Consider the following 24,409-nt stretch of genomic DNA (forward strand, 5'->3'; position numbering starts at 1 on the left):
ATTTCTATTTAATAATGATTTTTTTAGTTTGTTTTGTTTGTTCTGATCTAATTGATAAAAAATAAATCCCTGATGCTAGCTTAGAAACATCTACGCTGGCATTACGAACATTACTTTCTTTTACCTTTTTTACAGATTTCCCTAAGGTTGTAAAAAGCTCAATTTCTAACGCATGCTGTGTTTCTCCAAAATTGATAGAGAGTTCATCATTTACCGGATTTGGAAAAACAGTGAATTTATAAGCAGATTGCTCTGCTACACTTAAAGTACCTGCGATACCAATATCACCAGATGTACTGCTTACTGTTTGGTTAAAAGACCATAGATTGTATGTTGTATCTTCAGAAAAAATCCAATTACTAGTATTATTAATACTTGCTCTTAATTGAGATGGTGTTCCTGATAAAGCGCCTTTATAGACTCCAAAATCTTGTTTATTTCCAACACTATTAGCATTTACGCCATTTGTTAAAGCAGTTGGTAATTCGCAATAAGAATTTCCTCCACCAACTCCCCAACCTTGAGAAGTATTTATACCCGTTATCCACGCTGTAGAGTTTCCATTTGTTGGCAATACAAAAGGATCTGCCTGAAATATCAAGATTCCTTCACCATTCACAGAAAAATCAAAATCCCCATCACTTGCTTGCGCTACTTTTCCGGTATAATCATGAGCCGTTGTTCCTACAACAACTTCTGCATTACCCACAACTTGTTTCATTTCTCCGTTTGAATCTAACATAAAGATATCTCCAGTAGTATAAGCAGCTCCTGCGGTCCATGTCCAAATATCATCCACAGTAAAATCTCCAGAAAATTCATTTAATGAATTACTCCAAGTTCTATTAGAAATAGATATTTTAGTGGTTGCTGTTATATCTTTTAAAAGCATAAATGCCAGTTTACCAGTTCCAGATTTCCATCCTAATATTGCAATATCTCCTGCGGTTAATACTGTAGATTCCACAAAATCTGATATTGTAATACTTGCTTCGGTTGTATTTACCGTTTTAGAACTAGAAGACTGTAAAGTAATAGTTACAGTTTCAGGAGCTTCATCAATTCCGTCATCATTAGCATCAATAACTATTTCAGATGAATTGGTTCCGCTTGCTATGGTTACTGTTCTTGGTATCGAAGTATAATCTGCACCTTCAGTAGCATTTCCACCAACTGTATACGTAATGTTAATATCTTGAGTAGCAATTTCTCCGTTAGACAATGCAACTTTAAAGGTACCATCGGTACTTCCTTCAATAGCATCAGAACTTTCAGTTACTGTAATTTCACCGGCTTGTTTTTGCCAAACTCTAATGTATTCAATTTGAAATTCTGAAGGTGTTTGTAAATCTGATGCATCTGGCAAACCTAACCAAGGAAAAGTTTCAGAATCGAACCAAACCCAGTAAGGAACATTTGTTACCCATCTATCTGGTTCTGCTCCATTATTGGTTATTACAGATTTTAAGATGGTACCATCTGGATGCAAAACCCCATCGATATATACTTTTATATAATCTGCAGTCCATTCAAAACCATACACATGAAAATTGTCTGCCGTATTATTAGCTGCTTGTATATTTCTTGTGTGTGTTGTTCCTACAGATTGTCCTGCTGCAGTTGCTGCTTGTTTAATAGCATTATTTGGATCCCAACTGATAATATTAAACTTGAGTCTTTTTTTCCAAGCGTCATTTGTTTTGTGACCACCAAACATTTCGAACATATCTAATTCAGACGCTCCACCTGGTTTTCCTTGTCCTGGACCTGTAGTCCAAAAAGCACTTGTTACTTCTGCAGCTGCCGCTTTAGATTTAATTTCCATATATCCATATTGAAATTGTTTTTTACTAATAACTGCAGCAGTAGTTATTGGTTTAGCAACTCCATTATATTCTCCTAATTGATTTCCATTATTATCTTTAATAAACGGATAATTAGGTTCCCATTTTGTTAGAATTTTTAACTTTCCGTCTTCTAATATTGCGTTATCTGTAGAAAACTGAGATGGCACTCTCCCTTTAAAGTTAGATTGATACTCTCCATTTCTCCCCTGAATTAACCATTGATCTTCGTTTATTGTAGCCGCTTCAAATTCATCTGAAATATCAGTATTTAAAACCCAATCACCAGCATTTTGTTGATCTGAAAAAGGAAGTGTTTGTCCATTAATAATAAAACTCCATAATGAGACCACTATGAAAGTAATGCTATATTTAAATGTCGTAGAAAAAAGTAGTTTTGTTAAATACATGTAAATTTTTAGTTAGACTTCAAAATTACATGATAATTTAGCACAGAATTAAGCTAATATTAACCACAAATAGCAACTTATTATCATAGTTACTTCTGGATTATTAAAATAATAACTTTTTTTAAAACTTAGAAAGTGAATAGGTTAAAAGAAAAAAAAGATAGTTAAATAGCTTCTCTAAACTTTTTTGGAGTAGCCCCCATTATCTGTTTAAACTGCTTATTAAAATTTGTAATAGAATTAAAACCAACAATATAACAGATTTCTGAAACTGGTAAGTTTTCTTGCACCAATATTCTTGAAGCATTACGAATACGAATTTCATTTAAAAATTGCGTAAATGATTTATTGGTCATCTTTTTAAAAAATCTACAAAACGAATTTGTTGTCATACAGGCAACATTAGAGATATCATCTAAAGTTATACTAGATGCGTAATTATCTGATATAAATTTTAAGACTGTATCTATACGTTCAGAACTTTCAGTTGTTGTTGTTTGCCTCATGTCTGAGGATGATAGAACTGTTTTATCTTTTTTATCAACTAAAGATAATTTATGTAAAATACTTAAAATTTTTATGTGTTTTTCTGTTGATGATAAACTTGGAAGAGACATAATATCATTATGTAAAAACTTACTTACATTTTCCCCAAAAGACAACCCGAACTTACATTCTTCTAATATTTTTTTTACATTATAAAAATCTGGCATTTGAAGAATATCATTCCCTAAAAAATCATCTGTAAATTTGCTTACAATCGTTTTTACTTGTTGCGTACTTTCTTCTTCATAATAAGAAGGGTCATTTCTCCACAAATGTGGTAAATAAGAACCAACTAAAACCAAATCTCCAGCAAAAAAAGGCGCTACACTATCTCCCACAAAACGAATACCATTACTTTGAGAAATATATAGTAATTCGAATTCCTTATGATAATGCCATGCAGCATCTAAACAAGGAACATCTCTAGTATAGATGTCCAATTTTTTATTTACAGGGGTATCAGATTTTTTTAAGACTAGCTTCATTATTAACAAATATAACATTTTTTTGATATAAGTAAAATATACATGAATTTTTTAACAATAATTATCTAATTTTAACACACAACTATCTCATAAGAGGTAAAATATGTATTTTATTAAAAATAAGAGAAATTTAAGTACTTAAATTTACAATATATCTTCTCTAAATTTTTTGGGAGTGGAGCCCACAAGAAGTTTAAATTGTTTATTAAAATTTGTAATTGAATTAAAACCAACACTATAACAAACTTCTGATATTGGTATTTTTTGTTGAATTAAAATTCTAGAAGCATTTCTTATTCTAATTTCGTTTAAGAATTGAGTAAATGATTTATTGGTTGTTTTCTTAAAGAACCTACAAAAAGAATTTGTTGTCATACAGGCAACATCTGCAACATCACTCAAATTCATTTTAGAAGAATAATTATCTGAAATATATCTTAAAACAGTGTCTATCCTCTCTGGACTTTCCTTGGTAGATTGCCTCATATTTGAAGATGATAAAACAAGCCTATCTTTTTCTTTAACTAAAGATAACTGATAGAGCACTTCTAGCAATTTAATGTACTGTTCTGTTTTTGGTAAACTTGGTAAACTAACGATAAGGTCGTGTAAGTCTATACTTACTTCTTCACCAAAAAACAGCCCATATTTAGATGCCTTTAAAAGTTTATTTATTTTTTGAAATTCTGGAGCTTCAAAGAAATTAATTCCTAAAAAATCTTCGGTAAATTTTGTAACGATAGTTTTTACGCGTTTAGAATTCTCCGGATTTCCCTCATTATAATAAAAGGAATCACTTCTCCATAAATGAGGTAAATTAGCTCCTACTAATACTAAATCTCCAGGATAAAAAGGAGAAACACTATCTCCAACAAAACGCATACCATTACTTTTTGTGACGTACACCAGTTCAAATTCTTCATGAAAATGCCATGCCACATTAAAAGAAGGAACAACCCTCATTTCTATATTTACTTTTTTCACAAATATGGTACTTGCTTCTTTTATCAAATTTTTCATCTCAAAACAAATATAATAATTTAATTAATTTTATATTTTTTACCAACACCTTTCTTTCGAAAGTAAACTATATAAAACTAAAAAGAATTAGAATTCACATATTATAAGAATAACTTGATTTTTAATAAATAGCAACCTTATACGTTTTGGGAGTTGTACCCATAATTTGTTTAAATTGTTTGTTAAAATAGGTCATCGAATTAAAGCCTACTAAGTAACAAACTTCTGATACCGATAAATTTTCTTGAATTAAAATTCGCGAAGCATTTCTAATTCTAATTTCATTTAAAAATTGTGTGAAAGATTTATTTGTCATTTTTTTAAAAAATCTACAGAACGAATTTGTAGTCATACAAGCTACGCCTGACACTTCCTCTAAACTTAGATTTGAGGTATAATTATCTGAAATAAACCTTAACACTAAATCTATTTTTTCTGAACTTTCTGTAATAGATTGCCTCATATCAGATGAAGACAACACCGATACACTTTCCTCTTTTACCGTTGATAATTTATGTAAAACACCCAACAAAGCAATGTGTTGTTCTGTTGATGATAAATCTGGTAAACTCATTAAATCTTTATGTAAAAGACTACTTACTTCCTTATCAAAAGAGAGTCCGAATTTAGAGGCTTCTAACAATCTTTCTAACTTAAAAAACTCTTCTCTCTTAAAAAAATCCTTTCCTAAAAAATCTTTGGTAAATTTTATTACAATTGTTTTTACACTTCTATTACTTTTCATTTCATAATAAGAAGGATCACTCCTCCATAAATGAGGTAAATGAGACCCTACTAAAACCAAGTCTCCAGGAAAAAATGGAGAGACATTATCACCTACAAAACGAATTCCGTTACTTTGAGAAATATATAACAACTCAATCTCTTTATGATGATGCCAAGCAACGTCAAAAGAAGGTACAACCCTCTTAGAAACATTTAACTTTTTATTTAGAAGTGTATCTGATTGTTTTAAAACTAATCTCATAATTTGGTGTTTTAATTTACATTCTTATTTTAAATACTTGCAATAAAATTTTTTAAATTTACATCTCTAGAAATTTTTAATTTCTTTCTTAACCTACTTCTTGTAGTATGCACACTCTCTTTAGACATGTTTAATAATTTTGCTATTTCTTTACTAGAAAAATTTAATTTAATTAAAGCACATAGCCTTTGATCATTTGCTGTTAAGTCTGGAAATTTTTTTGTTAATTTGGTGTAAAACTTTTTATTAATAGCAACAAACCTTGTTTCAAACTCACTCCAATTGTCTAAATTATTTACGGCAATAGAATTTATAATTTGTTTGGCTTCTTGTCTATTTATATCCCCTTTTCCATTAGAAAGCTTTTCTTTTAACTGATCAATAAAAGCATCTTTCTCAATCAATTTAATTACAGAAGTTGCTAACTCTTTATTTTTTAACTCAAGTACTTCTTTATTTTTTTCAATTTCAAACTCACGTTTCTTTCTTAGTATTTTCTTTTCTGCTTTATGTTTAGACCGTATATTGTTGATAAATAAAATTAAACCAACCACCGCAACAAAAAGTAACATCCGCTCTAAAAAAAGCACCTGTTCTTCTTGTTCTAATTGTTGAAGCCTTTGTTCTTTATTTGCTGTTATTTGTCTATTTTTCTCTTCTAAAAATTCATCTTGTATTTCTAAAAGCGGCCGATTTGTTGCACTTCTACTATCAAAATATAAATAGTCTAATTCTTTGGCTCTTTTTAAACTTGCAAATGCTTTATCCTTATTTCCTTTTAAAAGGTATAAATCAGACAACCTTTCATATATTAATGGTGTAAAATCTTTGTGAACATTATAACTTTTAGACAATTCTAAGGCTTCTAAATAAGAATTTTCACTCTTGGCATACTCTTGTTTATTTTTATAAACGTCTCCAACATACGTATTAATTAAAACCCTATAACTCGGTAAATTCTTAGAAAACCAATTTAAACAGTCTCTAAATGCTTTTAGTGCTTTTTCGTAATTGCCTTCACTATTTAAAATTACACCATACTCAAAACTATAAAAAGTTTTATCTCTAAGTTGTGTAGAATTCTTTAAAAACACAGCACTACTATCTAAATATACCTTAGCCGATTTTAAATCATTTAACTCTCTATAAGTAGCTACAAATGCCAAATACGCGTTCGCCAACTCTTCATCCTTAATTTCCTTATTTTGCACCAACTCCTTTTTTAAATCTAAAGAAGAATTTAAAAATTTAAGTGCTTTTGTTTTTCTTTTGTAATAACTATAATGGCGTCCAATATCTCTATAAATAAAAGCCTTTAACATTTTCATTTTAGAAGCATCTGCAAGAAGTAAGGCTTGCCACAATTTGTTATATGATTTTTTATGCCTTGCTTGATGACCATATAGTAGTGCCAATTTTTGAAGCGTTAGAATTGCTGCTAAAGTATCTGCTTTTTTTAAAGAAGCAGTATATTCATTTTCTAAAACCTGTGCATCACTATCTGAATATTGTTCAAGTTTATTTACTGATTGTTCCTTGCTTTCTTGAGCAGATAAAGAACCAAACATTAACAACACAAACAAGGTAGTTATATAGAAACCCTTTGTTAAGTTATTTTTCAAAATATGTTTACCTAATGAATTCATATAAAATTATGTTATTTTAAGGCACCTCCTATAAAACAAGCTATTACAAGATACAACTCATTGTATAAGTTTTTACACTCAATGACCTAAAATAACCACTTGTTATGTTTTTGTTTAGTTTTTTCTGTGAAATTTCCCCTTAATTTAAAAAAACGATTCTTCTTTTTACCTAAATTATCACCTACAATTCTTTTAGTTTATAAAAGTTTTTATTGTTTTAACACATAAAAGATCTAATATAACCAATACTGTATTTCGGCCTGTAATAAGGAAAATAAAGGAGACTTCCTTTGGCTATATAGGAACACTAAAAATACAGCATACATTTGCATAAAAAATCGCCCTAGAATAATACTTATTCCTAGGGCGATTTTAATAATTTTTAGAAATACTAAATTTAGAATTTAATCCAATTTAAAAGTAACATCAAATTTTGGCATTCCATCTTCTTTCCAATGTTTACCTGTTTTTACATCGTGCCACCAAAATGGTTGAATATTAGATTTACTCCAATTTCTAGCCTCATTAACCATCTGTTTTAAAACTGCAGGATTAGATTTACTTATATCATTTTCCTCAGAAATATCATGATCAATATTAAATAGCTTCCATTTCTGTTTATAGGCTTTTACAGCTTTCCATTGGTTTTTTCTAACACCTACATCACTAAATCCGTTTCTGTGTCTTAACACATAGATGTTTTCATCTGCATGTGTATTTTTTCCTGATAAGAAATCATCCCAAATATTCTTACCATCTAATTCTTTTCCGACGGGAATTTTAGCATCTGCTAATCTTGCAAGTGTTGGGTAAAAATCTATAGCTTCAATAGGATTGTCTGATTTTTTACCGGCTGGAACCACATTTGGCCAATGCATAAACATAGGCACTCTAAAACCACCTTCATAAACACTTCCTTTTCCCTCTTTTAAAGGAAAGTTATTAGCGCCTGATGTTGTTTTCCCTCCATTATCACTCATAAAAATAATTAAGGTATTGTCAAATTGATTCGTAGCTTTTAACGTCTCTATAATTTTCTTTACACCTCTATCTACCGCATACACCATTGCTGCATACGTTCTTCTTTTTTTATCTTTTATATGAGCAAATAGTTTTAAATCTTCTTCTTTTGCTTCTAGTGGTGTATGAGGTGCATTATAAGCAAGGTATAAGAAAAAAGGATCTTCCTTTTTAGCTGCATCGGTAACAAAACGAATTGCTTCTCTAGAAAAAGCATCCGTTACATATTCGGTTTCATGTAATTCTTTTCCGTTATGTTCTAATGGGTGCAAGTAATCCCAAATTAGTTTTCTGCCATTTGCTTCTTGTTGTTTGTAAGCCTTTCTATATTGCTCTGGAAAATAATCATGACCACCTCCTAAAAACCCAAAAAAATCATTAAACCCTCTTACATTTGGGTGAAATTCTGGATTAGACCCTAAATGCCATTTTCCTATAGCGCCTGTATTATAACCTGCATCATCTAATACTTTACTAATAAAAGTTTCTTCTAATGAAACTCCCTTTTTAATCGTTTCACCACTATTTGGTGGTAAATTAAATTGTGCTCCTATTTTATGAGGGTATCTTCCTGTCATTAACGCAGCCCTACTTGGACCGCAAAAAGGGTGCGCAACATAAGCCGATGTAAAAATGGTACCATTATCTGCCAAGGCATCTAAAGCCGGAGTAATAATATCTTTAGAGCCATTAAAACCAACATCTGAGTATCCTAAATCATCACAAAGAATAAATAATATATTTGGCTTTGCTGGTGTTTTTATCGTTTTTGTTTTAGAAGTCTTATTAGCAATGGTAGACTTTGTTTTACTTTGTGTAGCCGTACAACTTATTGCTATGGCAAGAAAGCAAAGGATAAGCCCTAAGATTGAAGTTTTTTTCATTTTTTAAATTATGGATAAAAGAACGTTATTTTATTTAAATTATTTTTAAAATAAAAAAGGTGTTTTCTAAATTAATTAAATTTTAGAAGACACCTTTTTCTATGCAAATAAAGAAATGTTTATTTCACTTTTTTAAGTTCATCTCGCATTCTCTTAAAAAACGGAGCCAATTCTTTATAATTTTTACCTGTTAATTTAATAACGCCTCTGTTAAAAGCTTTACTCGCTTCACCGTTTTTAGCTTGCTTTTCTTCTTTGGTAATTGTACCAGCTTTTGCTGCTTTTTGAGATTCTCCATAAGCTACAACCATAGTTGTTCTTAATTCTGTAAGCTCTTTTTGTTGTGCATCATTTAAATTATATTCTTTTGCTGCTGCTTCCACAAAGTACTTATTTTGTCTTTCTTGGTATTTGTTTTGTCCGTAAGTAGTTGAAAATGCTACTACTAATACTAATGTTAAAAGGATTTTTTTCATGATATTTGATTTAATGTTAATTGTTAATTACTGCTATTTTTATTTTATTTTTTTTGCCAAATTCTTACATACTCAATTTCATAGTCTACTACTCCATCCTCTTTTTTACCTTCAGGACTATTCAATTCTAAATCTTCTTTACTATCTGGCACACCATGCCAAGGAAAAGTTTCTTGATCTAACCAAATTGAAATAGCTCCATCCATAACCCATCCATTTGGATAGCCTTTTTCTTTAGCATACGCGTCTACTTGTTCTTTAGTTGCACCAGTTTTATAAACACCATCTACATATAATTTAAGACCATCTTCGTTCCATTCAATTCCATATACATGAAAATCGTCTGCCACTCTAAAACCATAATCTAAATGCTCTGTATAAACGCTTTTTCCTTTTCCTTCTTTAGACCAATCATGTATAGACCACCAAAGCTCTCTATCTTTACCATTTGCTTCTTTATTAGGTTGTCTATGGTCTCCAAATTGTTCAAAAATATCTAATTCTGTTTTGTTTCCTATCGCCCAAAAAGCACTGGTAATTTCTGCATCGGCTGCCTTACTTTTAATTTCCATATAGCCGTATTTAAAAAACTTACGTCCAATAAAACATGCTGTTGTTAGGTTTTCGAATTGAGCAACTTCTCCTTCTTTTTTACCCCAAGGTTTTTGTTTTTCATCTGAAAATGGAAAATCTGGTTCCCAACGCGTTTCTAAAATTAGTTTACCATCTTCTAAACGATAATTTTTTCCAGAAAACTGAGATGGCGCGCGTCCTTTCCAAACTTTTTTGTTTGGGTTGTCTGGATGTTTGTAAAAAGGTTTTCCGTTTTTAAACTTTCCTACAATGTACCATTTATCTTCATCTATTTTATCTGATTCGAACTCATCGGAAGCATCCGTATTTAAAACCCAATCCCCCTTATTATCAAGATCTGAAAAAGGGAAAACTTTAGTCTCATTTTTAACATCAGCACCTTTAGTAGCATTTTTTAGATTACCACAGGATATAAGTAAAAGAAGTGTACTTAGAAAAAAGAATCTTTTGATGTTTTTATTTACCATTTTTATTTTTTTTATAAAAACTAAGCATAGAAACTTAGTCTTTACAAATAAAAATAAAATTAACCTAAGTCATTTATTTAAAATTACCCTCTTATAATTATAATTTATCCTTAAAAGAAATCTGGTTCTTTTATTTCATGTTGAATTACAAAAAAACATGGTATATGTATTCTTTATAACAGAAAGAACACACATACCATGTTTTAATAAATTGTATTGAAAATATTTTAGATATTATCAGTACTAAAACCTAAAAGAACATTTCTTAAAAATTATAATTAGCAGATTTTAAATTCTTAGCTTCTGCAGAAACAGTTCCGTTTAAAGATTTACCAATTCTAATTAGTGCAGTTGCAATACCTGCTTCTGCTTTAATAACATCCGGATTCATAATTTCTAAATCTCCGGTTATAGTAACATTCATTTCTTCTGAATAATCTTGGTCTATAGTTCCGTTTTCATCAACGGCAGCAATGTAACAAAACACCAAATCATTTACTCCTGCTTGTGGTTTTTTTCCACTTTCATCTATCCAAATTTTTAATTTAGTTGGTTTTTTAGCTGTGGTAACAATGTCTTCAGAAACTTGTTTCCCGTTTATAAAACCTACCGCTTTTAAAGTTCCTGCTTCATAAGAAGGAACTTTAAAAGTAAATGGCGGATGATTTAACTTATTGGTGTTTTTATTTTGATCTGGTTTTTGAGCAGCAATTAATTTATCATTCAAAAATAATTGAACTTCGGCTGCATTTGAAAATACTTTTACATCTAAAGGAGATTTTTCATTCCAATAAGTTGCAATTTTTAATACATTTCCAGCATCTACATCTCTTTGACTTTGGTAAAAATAATATCCAAATTTCGGCAATCTAAAAATATCCATTATTCCAGAATATTCAATGTCGTTATGATAACCTCTGTTATAGTCATACATTACCCAATAACTATCAGAATAAGCGACTGTATTTAAATTATCATTGTGAGATTCTTGTAAATTACAGGTTTGGTTTAATAAGCGTTGTTCTCCTAAAGCTCTTGGTTGTCGACTGCTTAATTCTGCCCTTAAATCATTAGATAATTTATCTTGATTTAAACCACCATTTTTAGAATGATATTCCCAATCTCCGTATTCAGAAACCGAATAAGGTTTGTCTTTTAATACATGAGGATGTAAAATTCTATGTTGACGAGATTGTAAATAAATATCATACACATCATCCATCCATCCACAAGAATACACATTCTTTCCAGGATATTCTGCATGTACAATTCTATTTAATTCTTCCATAAAGAAAATAGGCATTTGCGTTTCGTTTAAAGAAACCTCCCAAGCCATAACTGATGGTCTGTTTCTATCTCTTCTAATTAATTCTGATGCAGAACGGTAACAATATGCTCTAAAAGCATCATTATCACCATAATATTGCCACCCCATAATAGCATCAATAACTACCAAACCTAATTCATCACAAGCATCTAAAAAAGCTGGTGATTGTGGGTAATGAGATAATCTAATATAATTAAAACCGCCTTCTTTTATTTTTTTTGCATCTCTATATTGTGCGTTATCAGACAGCGCGTATCCAACAAAAGGATATTCTTGATGACGATTTACACCACGTAAAAAAGTTTTTTCTCCGTTGATGTACAATTGATTTTCTTTATCAAAAGTAAATTCTCTAATTCCGAAACGAGTGGTTTTAGCATCCACTTCATTATCACCAATAAAAACTTTGGTTTCTAAATGATATAAATTAGGGTGTTTTGGAGACCATAATTTAGCCTCATTTAAAGAGAATAATTCCTTAATATCAACATTACTTGCTGCTGCTATTTTTTTGGTTGATGTTTGCTCTTTAACCAACTTTCCATCATAAAAAATACTTTGTACAACCTTAATTTCTTTCTCGGTTTTTTCTTCATTAATAACATTTGTTTTTACAGCTACTTCAGAAACAGCTTTAGATACTTTTGGATACGTAATAAAAATGCCACCTCCTGCTACTTTTTTTGCTAAAACGGCATCAGAAATATGTACTTTTTCTGAAATATATAACCACGCATTTCTGTACAAACCTCCATACATGTTAAAATCTAACCTCTTTAAAGGTTTTGGACCCGTAATTTTATTATCTGTATTGTCTAATCTAATAGCAACAACATTATCTCCTTTGTTTACAAATTTGGTAATATCTACTTTTACAGGTAAATACCCTCCATTATGTTCTGAAACCAATGAACCGTTTATCCAAATTTTAGAAAAATTCATAGCTGCTTCTAATTCTAAAAACACTTTCTTTTTAGATGGATTAACAGGTACATTAAAACTTTTTCTATACCATGCAATTCCTTGCCATTGATCATTTACCGTTTGTGGTTCTATATTTGTTGTGTGGGGTAAACTTACATCTTTCCAAGAAGATGTATCAAAACTTGGTTGACTAAAAGTTTCGTCTGGAGTTGTTATTTCTTTTAATTTGGTGAATTTCCAACCATTATTAAAATTAATTTTTGCTTCGTAATTTTCTTCTTTACAAGAAGATAAATTAACAGAAATAAAAAGCAAAAAGAAATATTTTATTAAATTTTTAAAACTAATTTTCATGTGTTTGTTGTTAATTGGTAAATTTTACAGAAAAGTTTTTATTTACTTTTTAAGTGTTTTTTATATTCGGTACTATATTTTTTGTAACCAACTTCTACACCTTCTTTCATTTCTTGATATGCTTTAGGGTGTTCTTTTTGAAACCATTTTACAAAAGGCTGCCCTGGTACAGGAACTGGGTGATAGGTATTACTTACCGGAGTCATTTCTGTATCAAACTGAACCGTTTCTGCTCGTAATTTTTCTAAAACATCTTTATATTTTACATTGGTCGCTAAATTATGAAGTTCATTAGGGTCTTCTTTTAAATTATACAATTCTTCTTTTGGTTTTGTAGGCTCAAAAAATGGTTTTTGATTTTCATTTAATTTTCCTTCTTTGTATAATCTTCTCATAACTTGCACTGCAGGTCTGTAAAACTCTAAATACGCCTGATGTGCATCATAAGGAACATTTGGCATGTCATTTCTAATATAAGCCCATTCTGCAGAAGTAACTGCTCTAGATTTTTCTTCAATCTCATCCCATAAATCTCTTGCTCCGTAGGCAAATTTTCTATCGAAATTTTTATTAAAAATTGGCTGACCAGTCATATAACTTGGTACCTCAATACCTGCAAAATCTACTATAGAAGCTGTAATATCAGTTGCACTTACCACATCTTTTCTAACCTGACCTCCTTTAAATTGTTTTGGATAATAGATAATAAACGGAATTCTTAAACCAGTATCTTGTAAATACCCTTTTCCGCGAATGTTACAACGCCCATTATCACCTATAAAAATAACAACAGTATTGTCTGCCATTCCTTTATCTTCTAATTCTTTAAAGATCATTCCAACCTCATTATCCATGTATTCAATTTGGTCTAAATACTTAGCCCAATCTAAACGTATTGCAGGATCATCTGCCATATAAGGCGGCAAAGTAACCGTATTTGGGTCTACAGGATGTGCAGATTTTTCTCTTACGTCATTCCACCAATCTCCTCTATGTGTAACTGTTAATTGAATTTGAGCAAAAAATGGTTGATCTTCTTTTGTAAACGTGTCATATTTATCAAACAAACCAAACTTGGTTTTTCCATCCCATTCTCCAATTTTTGAACTTTTAAAGTTTACATCTGTTTTTCTCCCTTTTTTCATTACAGATTGGTTTCCTAAAATAGTAGTATAACCAGCATCTCTTAACAGTTTTGTAAAAGGTTTAAATTGAGTATCTAAAGGCACATCTCTATTACTTCTATGATTCTGCGAATTTGTTTTAACTTGATGTGTACCAATCATCATGGCAGATCTACTTGGAGAGCAAATTGGGTTGGTTACAAAAGCATTATCAAAACGGATTCCCTCTGATGCCATTTTGTTTAAATTTGGTGTTTTTACATTGGGCATTCCGTACGTTTCTAAATCGGTACTCATATCTTCTGCCATGATCCAAATTATATTTGGACGTTCTTTTTTAACAACATTTTGAGCAACTTTTTCTGTATTTTTTTTACAAGATGATATTGTAAGAATAATACAAGTAGTTAGGGTGATTAATCTAATTGGTTTCATATATTATTATTTGTATACTTGTTTTTAAGGAGTAATTGTTTAAAAGTTTAACTGTATAATTGATTAGGAGGAATTAAATAATTCAACAATTACACGTTAAAATATTTTTTAATTATTTAAAAACCCCTCCAGAATAAGGAAAATGTGGGTTTTTTACGCTTTCTCTTTTTAGAATTTTATTAGCTTTTTCTACCAATTCTGGATGTTCTTTAGAAACATCTTTTTCTTCGTATAAATCTACGGATAAATTATATAATTCAGTATGATATTTATCTCTCATTCTTACTGCTTTCCATTTACCAAAACGAGTGGCTTGTTTAAACCCTGCTACTCCTTTTCCTTCTTGAATTTCGAAATATAAAAAATCGTGTTTTTGCTGATTGTCTTTGCCTAACAACTCTGGTAAAAATGAAATTCCGTCTGTTTTGTTTGCCGATGTTGTACCTGCAACCTCGGCTAAAGTTGGCATTACATCATAAAAAGTAGCTGGATGATTTGTAGTAGTTCCTTCTGCAATTTTACCTTTCCAATAACTAATCATTGGTACTCTAACTCCACCTTCATACACATCTCTTTTAAAACCTTTTAGATCTCCAGAACTATTAAAGAATTTATAACTATGATGATTTTCATTTGTTGGTCCATTATCACTAGAAAAAACAATTAACGTATTTTCTAACTCGCCACTCGCTTTTAATTTATGAAACAACCTTTTAATTTGTGCATCTAACATGGTTATTCTTGCTGCATGACGTCTTTCAATCTCTGGCCATTCTTCTATTCTGTCTGCATATAAATCTGTTTTACTTAAGAAAAACTCATGTGCATGCGGTGTTCTATAAGACATGTATAAGAAAAAAGGTTTATCGCTAGATTTTTTATCTAAATAATCTAATGCAAAATTTGTTCTAAACTCATCTAAACATTTGTGTTTATTATAATTGTAAAAAATAGAATCTTGATTGTTGTTTACCCAATGTACGCGTTCATCAATCTCTTTTCCGTTAACATCTTTTCCCCATTGTTCTTGCACTGCATAATCAAAACCACGCCCTTTTGCCCAAGTAGAAGTATCTTCTGGCACACCTAAATGCCATTTACCAATCATTGCTGTTTGGTACCCTGCACTTTGTAACATTTCTCCAATAGTTTTTTCAGACTTTTTTAAAGGAACTCTATCCCACACCCCATTAACATCTCCTTTATTTCCTCGAATATTTACGTGTCCTGTATGTAAACCTGTCATTAAAACAGCTCTAGAAGGCGAACAAACAGAAGTACCTGCATAAAAATCGGTAAAACGTTTTCCTACAGAAGCTAAAGAATCTAGAAACGGCGTTCTAATTTCTTTTTGTCCGAAAGAACCTAATTCACCATATCCCATATCATCCGCTAAAAGGAAAACAATGTTTGGTTTTTTGCCTTTATAAATTTCTTTATTTTCTGAATTATTACAACTTGTAAATACAGCTAAACTTAAGAATAGAATTGAAAAAAAACTTAATATTTTCATACATATTATTTATACACTAATTAATCCCTTTTTAGTTTCATGTAAATTTGAACAAAAAGAGAGTAATAAATGTTTTTACAGATGCAAAAAATGTATTTTAGAGTAAATTAAGTGATTGAAACTAGTTTTTTACTCTTATCTTCTATGCTTCTTAGGCTTTTTGTTACCTGTATTTAATTTATAAGTATAACTTAATACCACATAGCGACCTAAACTTTGCAAGTTTGTTTCTTCGAAATAATTTAGAGTACTTCTTCTATAAACATCTACATTTCTATCTAAAAGATCAATTAAAACTAATTTAATAATATTATTCTTTGCGCTTAAAGAATAAGATATTGCAGCATTCCAAATAGGAATTTCTTGTCTTATTAAAAATTTATTATCGGTGTATACTAAGTAATCAAATTGTGTATTAATGTTTAGTCTTTTAGAAATATCAAAATCTACCATTCCAAAATACTTTTGCGTGGTAAACTTTCTATCTAAGTCTTTCTCAATAGAAAAACTGGTGTTATTTAAAATATAGGTTGCCCCTGCTTTTAAATCTACTTTCCTTTTACTATTATTCTGAATTAATAAACTTGTTAAATAATCTTTAGAAGCTACGTTATTTAATTCGTAGTTTACTATTGAATTTGCCGCATTGTAAGAGTATTTACTTTTAAGGCTAAGTCGCAACCCTAAACTATTAACTTTCTTTGTAAGATTTGCTAACGCATTAAAACGTGTTTTTTTACCACTATTTTGATAACTTACTGTTCTAATATAATCGTCATCTATGGTTACATTTCTAATAATAGCATCTGTAGCACTTAAATATTGCAACTTACCATTAAAACTTACAGATGAGTTAAAATCGTACACATTGGCCAACAATAAAAAAGAATTTGTTTTTTCTGTTTTTAAATCAGGATTTCCTGTAGAAATTGCATACGGATTTATATCATTATAAAAAGGATTTGTTTGATTTGCTCTTGGTGCTTTTACATATTTTCTATAGGTAAATCTAAATTTCTGACCTCTATTAGGTTTGTATTGAAAAAATAAATACGGGTTTAAATAGAGTTCTTCTCTTTTAAATTGAAATTTATCAACCTCTCCAAAACTTCTATTTAAGGTCTGGAACTCTAACCCCGAAGACACATTTAAGGTAGGCTTATTATAACTGTGAGAAAACTTAGTTTTAAAACTATTTTCTGAATACTTATAATTATAGTTTATAAAATCTTCTACCGTTGTGGTTTTAATGGTTTTTCTATTTTGATTTGTATTTTCTGTACCTGTTAGTATTTCCGAAGATGCTTCTGTATTAAAATAGTGATTTCCTCCAAGAGGTTCTGTATACTTAATTCTTACAAGAATATTGGCAGAATTGATATCTTCATCTCTTAAAATTTCAAAATTTGTAGTAGAAGGGTTAGTTTTATTAAGGTTTCTTTCGATAAAAGTATTCTGATTATTGTTCTTTTGACTGTTATTAATAACGGCATTAAAATTTGTACTAAAGCTTCTTCCTTCTTTTGGTAATTTGTGATAATAGTTTAAATTTATATTTCCAAATTTCTTTAAATTCGAATTTGAGGAAATGTTAGTATTTGTCGTTACCAAAACATCACTTGTATCTAAATACAAACCCTCTCTAGTTAAATCTGATTTTCTATTGTCTGCATAAAACCGTCCCTTAATTCTTAAACTACTCGTTTTACTAGATTTATTCTCATAATTAAAATTTAAGTTATGATTATCTGAAGTGTTAAAATAATTATTATCAGATTTATAATTAAAGTTATTTTTATTAGAAAAAAACACTCTATTTGTATTAGATATACCTCTGTTTTCTGAAAGGTTATAAAAATAATCTACATTAAAAGATTCTTTTTTCTTTATTTCTTTTCCATAATTGATACCTGCAACACCTGTTTTTAAAAACCCACTTAAACTCTTTTGAGGCTTTATAAAATCATCTTCGGAGTCATCATCTGAATCATCTGCAATTCCGTCTGCATTTTGTAAAAACCCCTGAATATTAGAACCTGTAACATTAATATTATTAAACTTACCAATAACAGATAATTGAGATTTTGAATTAAATTGATTGTAATTCAGATTACTAAAATATCTATTATCTAAACCTAAACCGGCTGCAACTTTACCAAAACCTCTATTTTTTTTCGACTTTTTTAGGGTGAAATTAATAACAACTTCTTTGTTTCCATCATTAACTCCTGTAAGCTCTGCTTCATCACTATTTTTATCGATTACTTCGATTTTAGCAATTGCATCTGCAGAAATATTTTTTAAAACGATGGATGGATCTCCACCAAAAAATTCTTTTCCATCTACAAAAATTTTAGTAACAGTAGTTCCTTGCGCTACAATTTTTCCTTCTTCTAATTCAATACCAGGAAGCTTATTTAATAAACCTTCAATATTGTCATCAAAATTAACTTTAAAAGAATCTGCATTAAAACTAACCGTGTCTTTTTTAATTTGAACAGGAACAACCGCCGTAATAACAATCTCATCTAATTGACCGATGTCTTCTTTTAAAACAATGGTTTTTAAATCGATTAACTCTTTGTTGTAAATCAGTTTTTTAGAAAACGTTTTAAAACCCAATAAATCTAATTGTAAAACAATGGTGTCTTGTGGAATATCATTTAGTAAAAACATTCCTTTTTCATCTGTTGTTGTATAACTTAAAAAGGTGTTGTCTTTAGGGCTTAATAGTGCTACAGACACCATTTCTAAAGGAACATTTGTTTCATCTGTAATTACACCTTTTATACCTGATGATTGACCCTGAATACTTATTGAAAAACAAAATAGGAACATTAACAATGCTCCTATTTTAAAATTTATTTTGGTTGAAAACATATTTTTTAGACTACTTGAATACCTAAAGGTTTAATTAAAAGGAAAATATTTTGATGTAGTTCTTGAACTTAACATTAATCCTTTTAATTCTGCTACAATTTCTGGGTGTAAACTTGCAATATCTGTAGTTTCAGAAACATCTTTAGATAAATCATATAATTCAAAAGCACCTTTCTTATCGCCTTTCAAGTTCATCTTATTCCAAACGCCTTTCCAATTTCCTTTTCTCACTGCTTTTCTTCCTCCTTTAATATTAAACTCCCAATATAAATGATCATGTGTTTTCTGAACATCTTTGTTTAATAGTGTTGGTAAAAAAGAAATACCATCAATATTTTTAGGATTTTTTGTATTTGTTATTTCCGTTAAAGTTGGCAACACATCCCAAAAAGCAGAAACGTGATCGGTTACGCTTCCTTCTGCAATTTTATGTGGCCAAACAGCTATAAATGGGGCTCTAATTCCGCCTTCATACAAATCTCTTTTATAACCTCTAAACTTACTATTACTATCAAAAAAGTCCGGGCTAGTTCCTCCTTCAGGAGAAGGTCCATTATCACTTGTAAACATAATAATAGTGTTATCTGTAAGACCTAACTCTTCTACTTTTGCTATAATTTCACCAACATACGCATCTATTCTTGTTACCATAGAAGCATAGGTTGCTTTTGGTTTATCACAAGGTGAATATTCATAAGTTACTATATTTGGCCCATAATCTGAGGTATATTTATTGTCTTCGGTATAAGGTGTTTCTTTAAATTTACCATCGTACATTTTAAAAATAGAATCGTTTGGAGAAATAAGTTCTACATGTGGCAATACTAAAGGAATATATGCAAAAAATGGTTTGTCTTTATTATCTTCTAAAAACTGAAGTCTGTGGTCTCTAATTTTATCTGGAGAATACGTAACTTTATGTGTCCAATCGTTCCCTTCTAAAGAGTCTAATTCTTGATTATGATTTAAATATGGTGGATAATAACGATGTGCCAATTTTTGATCATTATAACCATAAAACTCATCAAAACCTTGATTGTTTGGATCTCCTTCATCAAAACCTAGCCCCCATTTACCAAACATACCTGTTGTATAACCTGCGTCTTTTAAAATTTCTGCAATAGTTACCGAATTTTTTGGTAATGGCACCTGACCATCTTTATCTTCTACCAACTGTTTATTCCCTCTAATTGGCGTATGCCCTGTATGTTGACCCGTCATTAAAGTAGAACGAGATGGAGCACAAACTGCCGCACCACTATAATGTTGCGTAAACGTCATACCTCTTGCAGCTAATGCATCTAGGTTTGGCGTATGAATTTTTGTTTGCCCGTAAGGACCAATGTCTCCAATCCCCATATCATCTGCTAAAATATAGATGATGTTTGGTTGTTTCTGTTTGCCTATAACCTTTTTTGTTTTTTCTTGTGCACAAGAAATTACAATTGCAGAAACAAGTGCAACCCATAAAATTAATTTAATCTTCATAATTTAAAACATTTAATTGGTGTTTTTTCATTTATATATTTAAAAAAGAAAAGGCATTTAACAACTCTAAGAGATACTAAATGCCTTTTCAATTGTTATTAATAAAAACTTTTACAATAAATAGTTCTAGAAAATTATTAAATTATCTAAACTCAACTTCTTTTACTCCTTTTGTATAATCTATGCCTCTTAACTTACCAAAAATAGCTTTCATTTCTGTTAATTTTTCTGGATTAGATTTTGCTAAATTATTTTGTTCTCCTTTATCTTCTTTTACATTATATAATTGTTCATAAGGAAAATTACCTACTTCAATGCCTACTTTTTCTCTTAAATTTTTTCCTTTATACGCTGGTATATATACCCAATCTCCACTTCTTAGAGCCGTTTTACCTGTAGCTTCTAAAATCAAATCACCTCTACCTTTATCAGATTTACCTAACAACGTATTTAAAATATCTTTACTATCAGTAGTTGTATCCGTAGTACCTGTTAAGGTTGCTAAAGATGATAATAAATCCATTTGACAAACAATGGCATCTGAAACTGCCGGTTTAATGGTTCCTTTCCAATATGTAATAAAAGGGACTCTTGTTCCTGCTTCAAAAATACTGTATTTACCTCCTCTTAATCCACCTTTAGGATCATGTTTACCTAATTTCTCTACAGCATCATCATAATAACCATCATTTAAAACCGGGCCATTATCACTAGAAAAAACGATTAATGTGTTCTCTAAAATTCCTTCTTCTTTTAAAGTTTTCATGAATTCTCCAATCATATAATCTGCTTCTAAAATAACATCACCTCTTGGTCCCATACCAGATTTACCTACAAATCTAGGATGCGGAGTTCTTGGTACGTGTGGCTCATTCATTGCGTAATACAAAAAGAAAGGTTTTTCCTTATGTGTTTTTACATAATTTTGAGCTCTCGCTAAGAAATTATCAGCAATATCAATATCACTCCACTTAGCCTTATCTCCACCTTTCATATATCCAATTCTTGGAATTCCGTTTACAATACTGTTGTTATGACCGTGATGCCATTTCATAGTAGTCATCTCTGGGTTTGTTAATGCAGTAGGTTCTCCCTTAAAATTATTCTTATAATCTACTTCTATAGGGTCATTTTTTTCTAAACCTACAACGGTACCATTATCTATATAAACTGTTGGAACTCTATCTTGAGTTGCTGCAAAAATGTAAGATTGATCAAAACCAACTTCGTTTGGTCCGGGTGTAATTCTTTCGTTCCAGTTTACATGACCAGTTCCTAAACCTAAATGCCATTTACCTACAATTGCTGTTTGGTAACCTTGTTTCCTTAGCACTTTTGGTAACGTCTGTTGTGTAGTAGTAATTAACAAAGGTGCCGTTCCTGGTAAAATTTTTGCATCTTTATTACGCCAAGGATACGTACCTGTTAATAAAGCATATCTACTTGGAGTACAAGTTGCAGAAGAAGCATAACCGTTTGTAAATTTAATTCCGCCAGCAGCTAAGGCATCTATATTTGGAGTTTGTAATTCTGTTGCTCCGTATGCACTAATATCTCCATAACCTAAATCATCTAAATAAATAACCACAATATTTGGTTTCTTTTCAGATTCTTTCGCTACTTTCTTTTCCTGTTTATTTTTACAACTAATTGCAAAAACTAGCGTAAAAACTAATAAAAATTTTAATTTAACTATTTTCATTATTCTATTTTTAGATTTAATTCTATTGATATCCAAAGTTAAAAAAACCACCATAATTAAGGTGGTTTTTTAAACTATAATTAAGTTATTCTTCTACTGTAATAGTAAATACTTGCTCAGCCACCCATTCATTATCCATTTTAACAGAACCAATAACAGAGTCTTTATACGTATTTCTTAATAGAATTTCATGTATACCAACCTCTGGAAACACAACTGCAACTAATGATTCTTCTGAAATAGTACCAGCGTCTGGAATTAAATTATCGGTATAAATAGTATCAGATTCTACAAAATTGGTACTTATAAATTTTCCTCCAGATTTAATTTCCCATTTATGAGAAGTATATCCTTTTGATAAATCTTTAAAAACTAGATATTTATTTAGGTCTATTGTTTTCTCAGGAATATTAAAGTCGATTGTTGGAGGTGAAACCCACCAAGTAAAGTTGGTTAGCCCTTCAAAAGAGTCTAAATCTTCATTATCATTACAACTTACAATCATTGTTAACGTTAACAATAATATTGTTCTAAAAATTATTTTTTTCATATTTTCTATGTTTTTAATTAACGTTTTGATTATTTAAAATCTCACTTTGTGGTAATGGTAACCAACCTGCAGTTGCGCTAGACCATGTTGTGGCTGCATCTACATATTCTACAAATTCACTCTTTCCGGGTCCGGGAGTTAGTAAACTTGCTTTTCTATTTGATGTTTTACCATTTGTTTTAGTATACGTATAATCTTCTAAATGAAACATTTGAGTACTAACATCTGTAAACCTTTCTTGAGCAACTCCCCATCTTCTTAAATCTATTAATCTTGTAGAGAAACCTTCGAGTCCTAATTCATAAGGATATTCTTTATACATAAGATGTTCCATAAGAGATGTTTGTGTATAAGGTGTACCGTCTATTAAACTTGCATTAATATCTAGTTGTACCAATCCCCAACGTTTACGTATTTGATTAATTAAATCAATAGCCCCTGGTAAATCTCCTGTATTTGCCATACATTCTGCTTGCATTAAGTAAACACCAGATAAACGATTTACGATAATATTTCTACCTGATCTCCAAGAATCATTTGCTGTCTCAACCTCAGTTTGTCCAACATCATGATTTGTATATTTTTTAAAATAAGAAAACCGTGTTTTAGCAAATGCATTTACTTGTGGAGCTGTAAATCCATAATAATTTGACACTTCATCATTAACAACGGCAATACTTTGAGCCGCTCTTAATGGAATTGTTCTACCTATATTACGTGTGTCTGTCATATCCATAGGTTCATTAGATAAACCATAGGTTAACCAAGCTGATGGTAAGATGATTCCTTGTCCTCCCATAGTTGCACCCGTTTCTACATTTTTAGCTGTTGGAGCACAGAATCTAGCCAATCTGTTTTGAAAACTTTCTTCATCAAAACGATCATCTTCTATTTGTAAAACATCGGAATAATTAATTTCAAAAATGGATTCTGAATTATAATCTCCTGCTGACGTGTGAATTAAATTAACATCTTGTACTAATGCATAACCATAATCTGCATTTGTAATTACATCATTAAAATATACTTTTGCTTCTGCATATTTTCCTTGGTACAAATAACTTGTTCCTAAAATAGTTGCAGCGGTACCTGCATCTACTCTTGTTTTTTTAGAAAACTGAGCTGGTAAATTAGCATAAGCATATTCTAAATCTTCTCTAAAAAAAGTAACTACTTCTTCTGAGGTAGATAATGGTTTATTAAAATCTTCGAAAGTAACAGGAACCTTATCTCTAATTACAATTTTTCCTTCGTTGAAAGTTGAGTGTAAATAAAAATGCATTAAACCTCTAAAAAAACGTGCTTGCGCCATTTGTTCTGTCCAAGCTTGTTTTGCTTTTAATTCTGCAGTCATTCCATTTAATCCTTCTATTACTTGGTTAGCACGCCATATAACACGGTATTTTGCATCCCAAGTATTACCAACTACATTATTGTCTGTAAATAACCTGTTTTGATACCAATTTAGATAAGCACCTGTTGGGTTTGTTCTTTGCCCTGGGTGCGCAATATCAGTACGAAAAAAATCGTATGTTGTATTAAGAACATAACTGTCTAACATGGCTGCATATACAGAAGTTAGGTTAGATTCTGATTCTGTTAATGTAGACCAATAAACGTCTGTTGATATTTCATTGGGGTTGTTTTCTGTAAGATATGATTCGCTATCGCATGATTGTAATGAAACAGTCATCATGAGAATCGCTATAAAATAGTTTAAATAATTTTTCAT

At 30.4% G+C, this 24,409-nt stretch carries 16 protein-coding genes; all 16 read right to left on the reverse strand.

Annotated features, from left to right (window positions below; translation table 11 throughout):
* Positions 1 to 4 precede the first annotated feature (4 nt).
* Positions 5 to 2,254, reverse strand: coding sequence for a T9SS type A sorting domain-containing protein (locus tag MPF19_RS05980; RefSeq protein WP_249987203.1), 2,250 nt, complete (start codon positions 2,252 to 2,254; stop codon positions 5 to 7).
* Between the two features lie 164 nt (positions 2,255 to 2,418).
* Complete coding sequence (locus MPF19_RS05985; RefSeq protein WP_249987204.1) at positions 2,419 to 3,285, reverse strand: AraC family transcriptional regulator; 867 nt, start codon at positions 3,283 to 3,285, stop codon at positions 2,419 to 2,421.
* 144 nt (positions 3,286 to 3,429) lie between these two features.
* Entirely contained in the window at positions 3,430 to 4,305 is an 876-nt protein-coding gene (locus MPF19_RS05990; RefSeq protein WP_249987205.1) for an AraC family transcriptional regulator, read from the reverse strand.
* A gap of 121 nt (positions 4,306 to 4,426) precedes the next feature.
* Positions 4,427 to 5,293 carry an AraC family transcriptional regulator gene (locus tag MPF19_RS05995; RefSeq protein WP_249987208.1) on the reverse strand — a complete coding sequence of 289 codons (867 nt, stop codon included), beginning with the start codon at positions 5,291 to 5,293 and terminating at the stop codon, positions 4,427 to 4,429.
* Between the two features lie 29 nt (positions 5,294 to 5,322).
* A complete protein-coding gene (locus tag MPF19_RS06000; protein WP_249987210.1) occupies positions 5,323 to 6,939 on the reverse strand; it encodes a tetratricopeptide repeat protein in 1,617 nt (538 codons plus the stop codon).
* A gap of 404 nt (positions 6,940 to 7,343) precedes the next feature.
* On the reverse strand, positions 7,344 to 8,843 hold the full coding sequence (locus MPF19_RS06005) for a sulfatase family protein (RefSeq protein ID WP_249987211.1): 1,500 nt from the start codon (positions 8,841 to 8,843) through the stop codon (positions 7,344 to 7,346).
* Positions 8,844 to 8,962: 119 nt separating this feature from the next.
* Positions 8,963 to 9,319 carry a hypothetical protein gene (locus tag MPF19_RS06010; RefSeq protein ID WP_249987212.1) on the reverse strand — a complete coding sequence of 119 codons (357 nt, stop codon included), beginning with the start codon at positions 9,317 to 9,319 and terminating at the stop codon, positions 8,963 to 8,965.
* Between the two features lie 44 nt (positions 9,320 to 9,363).
* The gene (locus MPF19_RS06015; RefSeq protein WP_249987213.1) at positions 9,364 to 10,380 is read right to left on the reverse strand and encodes a family 16 glycosylhydrolase; all 1,017 of its coding nucleotides are present in this window, start codon (positions 10,378 to 10,380) and stop codon (positions 9,364 to 9,366) included.
* Positions 10,381 to 10,645: 265 nt separating this feature from the next.
* Complete coding sequence (locus MPF19_RS06020; protein WP_249987214.1) at positions 10,646 to 12,985, reverse strand: glycoside hydrolase family 2 protein; 2,340 nt, start codon at positions 12,983 to 12,985, stop codon at positions 10,646 to 10,648.
* Between the two features lie 38 nt (positions 12,986 to 13,023).
* The gene (locus MPF19_RS06025; RefSeq protein ID WP_249987216.1) at positions 13,024 to 14,544 is read right to left on the reverse strand and encodes a sulfatase family protein; all 1,521 of its coding nucleotides are present in this window, start codon (positions 14,542 to 14,544) and stop codon (positions 13,024 to 13,026) included.
* A gap of 112 nt (positions 14,545 to 14,656) precedes the next feature.
* A complete protein-coding gene (locus MPF19_RS06030) occupies positions 14,657 to 16,057 on the reverse strand; it encodes a sulfatase-like hydrolase/transferase (protein ID WP_249987218.1) in 1,401 nt (466 codons plus the stop codon).
* Between the two features lie 135 nt (positions 16,058 to 16,192).
* Complete coding sequence (locus MPF19_RS06035; RefSeq protein WP_249987219.1) at positions 16,193 to 18,937, reverse strand: outer membrane beta-barrel protein; 2,745 nt, start codon at positions 18,935 to 18,937, stop codon at positions 16,193 to 16,195.
* 30 nt (positions 18,938 to 18,967) lie between these two features.
* On the reverse strand, positions 18,968 to 20,425 hold the full coding sequence (locus MPF19_RS06040; RefSeq protein WP_249987221.1) for an arylsulfatase: 1,458 nt from the start codon (positions 20,423 to 20,425) through the stop codon (positions 18,968 to 18,970).
* Between the two features lie 142 nt (positions 20,426 to 20,567).
* A complete protein-coding gene (locus tag MPF19_RS06045) occupies positions 20,568 to 22,127 on the reverse strand; it encodes a sulfatase family protein (RefSeq protein WP_249987222.1) in 1,560 nt (519 codons plus the stop codon).
* A gap of 85 nt (positions 22,128 to 22,212) precedes the next feature.
* On the reverse strand, positions 22,213 to 22,677 hold the full coding sequence (locus MPF19_RS06050) for a hypothetical protein (protein WP_203393501.1): 465 nt from the start codon (positions 22,675 to 22,677) through the stop codon (positions 22,213 to 22,215).
* Between the two features lie 13 nt (positions 22,678 to 22,690).
* A complete protein-coding gene (locus MPF19_RS06055) occupies positions 22,691 to 24,409 on the reverse strand; it encodes a RagB/SusD family nutrient uptake outer membrane protein (RefSeq protein ID WP_249987224.1) in 1,719 nt (572 codons plus the stop codon).

Origin of the sequence: Polaribacter sp. Z014 (assembly GCF_023555435.1) — a bacterium.
In the GTDB taxonomy this organism is placed as follows: domain Bacteria; phylum Bacteroidota; class Bacteroidia; order Flavobacteriales; family Flavobacteriaceae; genus Polaribacter.

Bases quoted from the DNA above. Each gene is read 5' to 3' on its own strand.
- MPF19_RS06000 (WP_249987210.1), bottom strand. From the start codon at position 6,939: ATGAATTCATTAGGTAAACATATTTTGAAAAATAACTTAACAAAGGGT.
- MPF19_RS06055 (WP_249987224.1), bottom strand. From the start codon at position 24,409: ATGAAAAATTATTTAAACTATTTTATAGCGATTCTCATGATGACTGTT.
- MPF19_RS05995 (WP_249987208.1), bottom strand. From the start codon at position 5,293: ATGAGATTAGTTTTAAAACAATCAGATACACTTCTAAATAAAAAGTTA.
- MPF19_RS05990 (WP_249987205.1), bottom strand. From the start codon at position 4,305: ATGAAAAATTTGATAAAAGAAGCAAGTACCATATTTGTGAAAAAAGTA.
- MPF19_RS06015 (WP_249987213.1), bottom strand. From the start codon at position 10,380: ATGGTAAATAAAAACATCAAAAGATTCTTTTTTCTAAGTACACTTCTT.
- MPF19_RS05980 (WP_249987203.1), bottom strand. From the start codon at position 2,254: ATGTATTTAACAAAACTACTTTTTTCTACGACATTTAAATATAGCATT.
- MPF19_RS06005 (WP_249987211.1), bottom strand. From the start codon at position 8,843: ATGAAAAAAACTTCAATCTTAGGGCTTATCCTTTGCTTTCTTGCCATA.
- MPF19_RS06040 (WP_249987221.1), bottom strand. From the start codon at position 20,425: ATGAAGATTAAATTAATTTTATGGGTTGCACTTGTTTCTGCAATTGTA.
- MPF19_RS06050 (WP_203393501.1), bottom strand. From the start codon at position 22,677: ATGAAAAAAATAATTTTTAGAACAATATTATTGTTAACGTTAACAATG.
- MPF19_RS06010 (WP_249987212.1), bottom strand. From the start codon at position 9,319: ATGAAAAAAATCCTTTTAACATTAGTATTAGTAGTAGCATTTTCAACT.
- MPF19_RS05985 (WP_249987204.1), bottom strand. From the start codon at position 3,285: ATGAAGCTAGTCTTAAAAAAATCTGATACCCCTGTAAATAAAAAATTG.
- MPF19_RS06030 (WP_249987218.1), bottom strand. From the start codon at position 16,057: ATGAAAATATTAAGTTTTTTTTCAATTCTATTCTTAAGTTTAGCTGTA.
- MPF19_RS06035 (WP_249987219.1), bottom strand. From the start codon at position 18,937: ATGTTTTCAACCAAAATAAATTTTAAAATAGGAGCATTGTTAATGTTC.
- MPF19_RS06020 (WP_249987214.1), bottom strand. From the start codon at position 12,985: ATGAAAATTAGTTTTAAAAATTTAATAAAATATTTCTTTTTGCTTTTT.
- MPF19_RS06025 (WP_249987216.1), bottom strand. From the start codon at position 14,544: ATGAAACCAATTAGATTAATCACCCTAACTACTTGTATTATTCTTACA.
- MPF19_RS06045 (WP_249987222.1), bottom strand. From the start codon at position 22,127: ATGAAAATAGTTAAATTAAAATTTTTATTAGTTTTTACGCTAGTTTTT.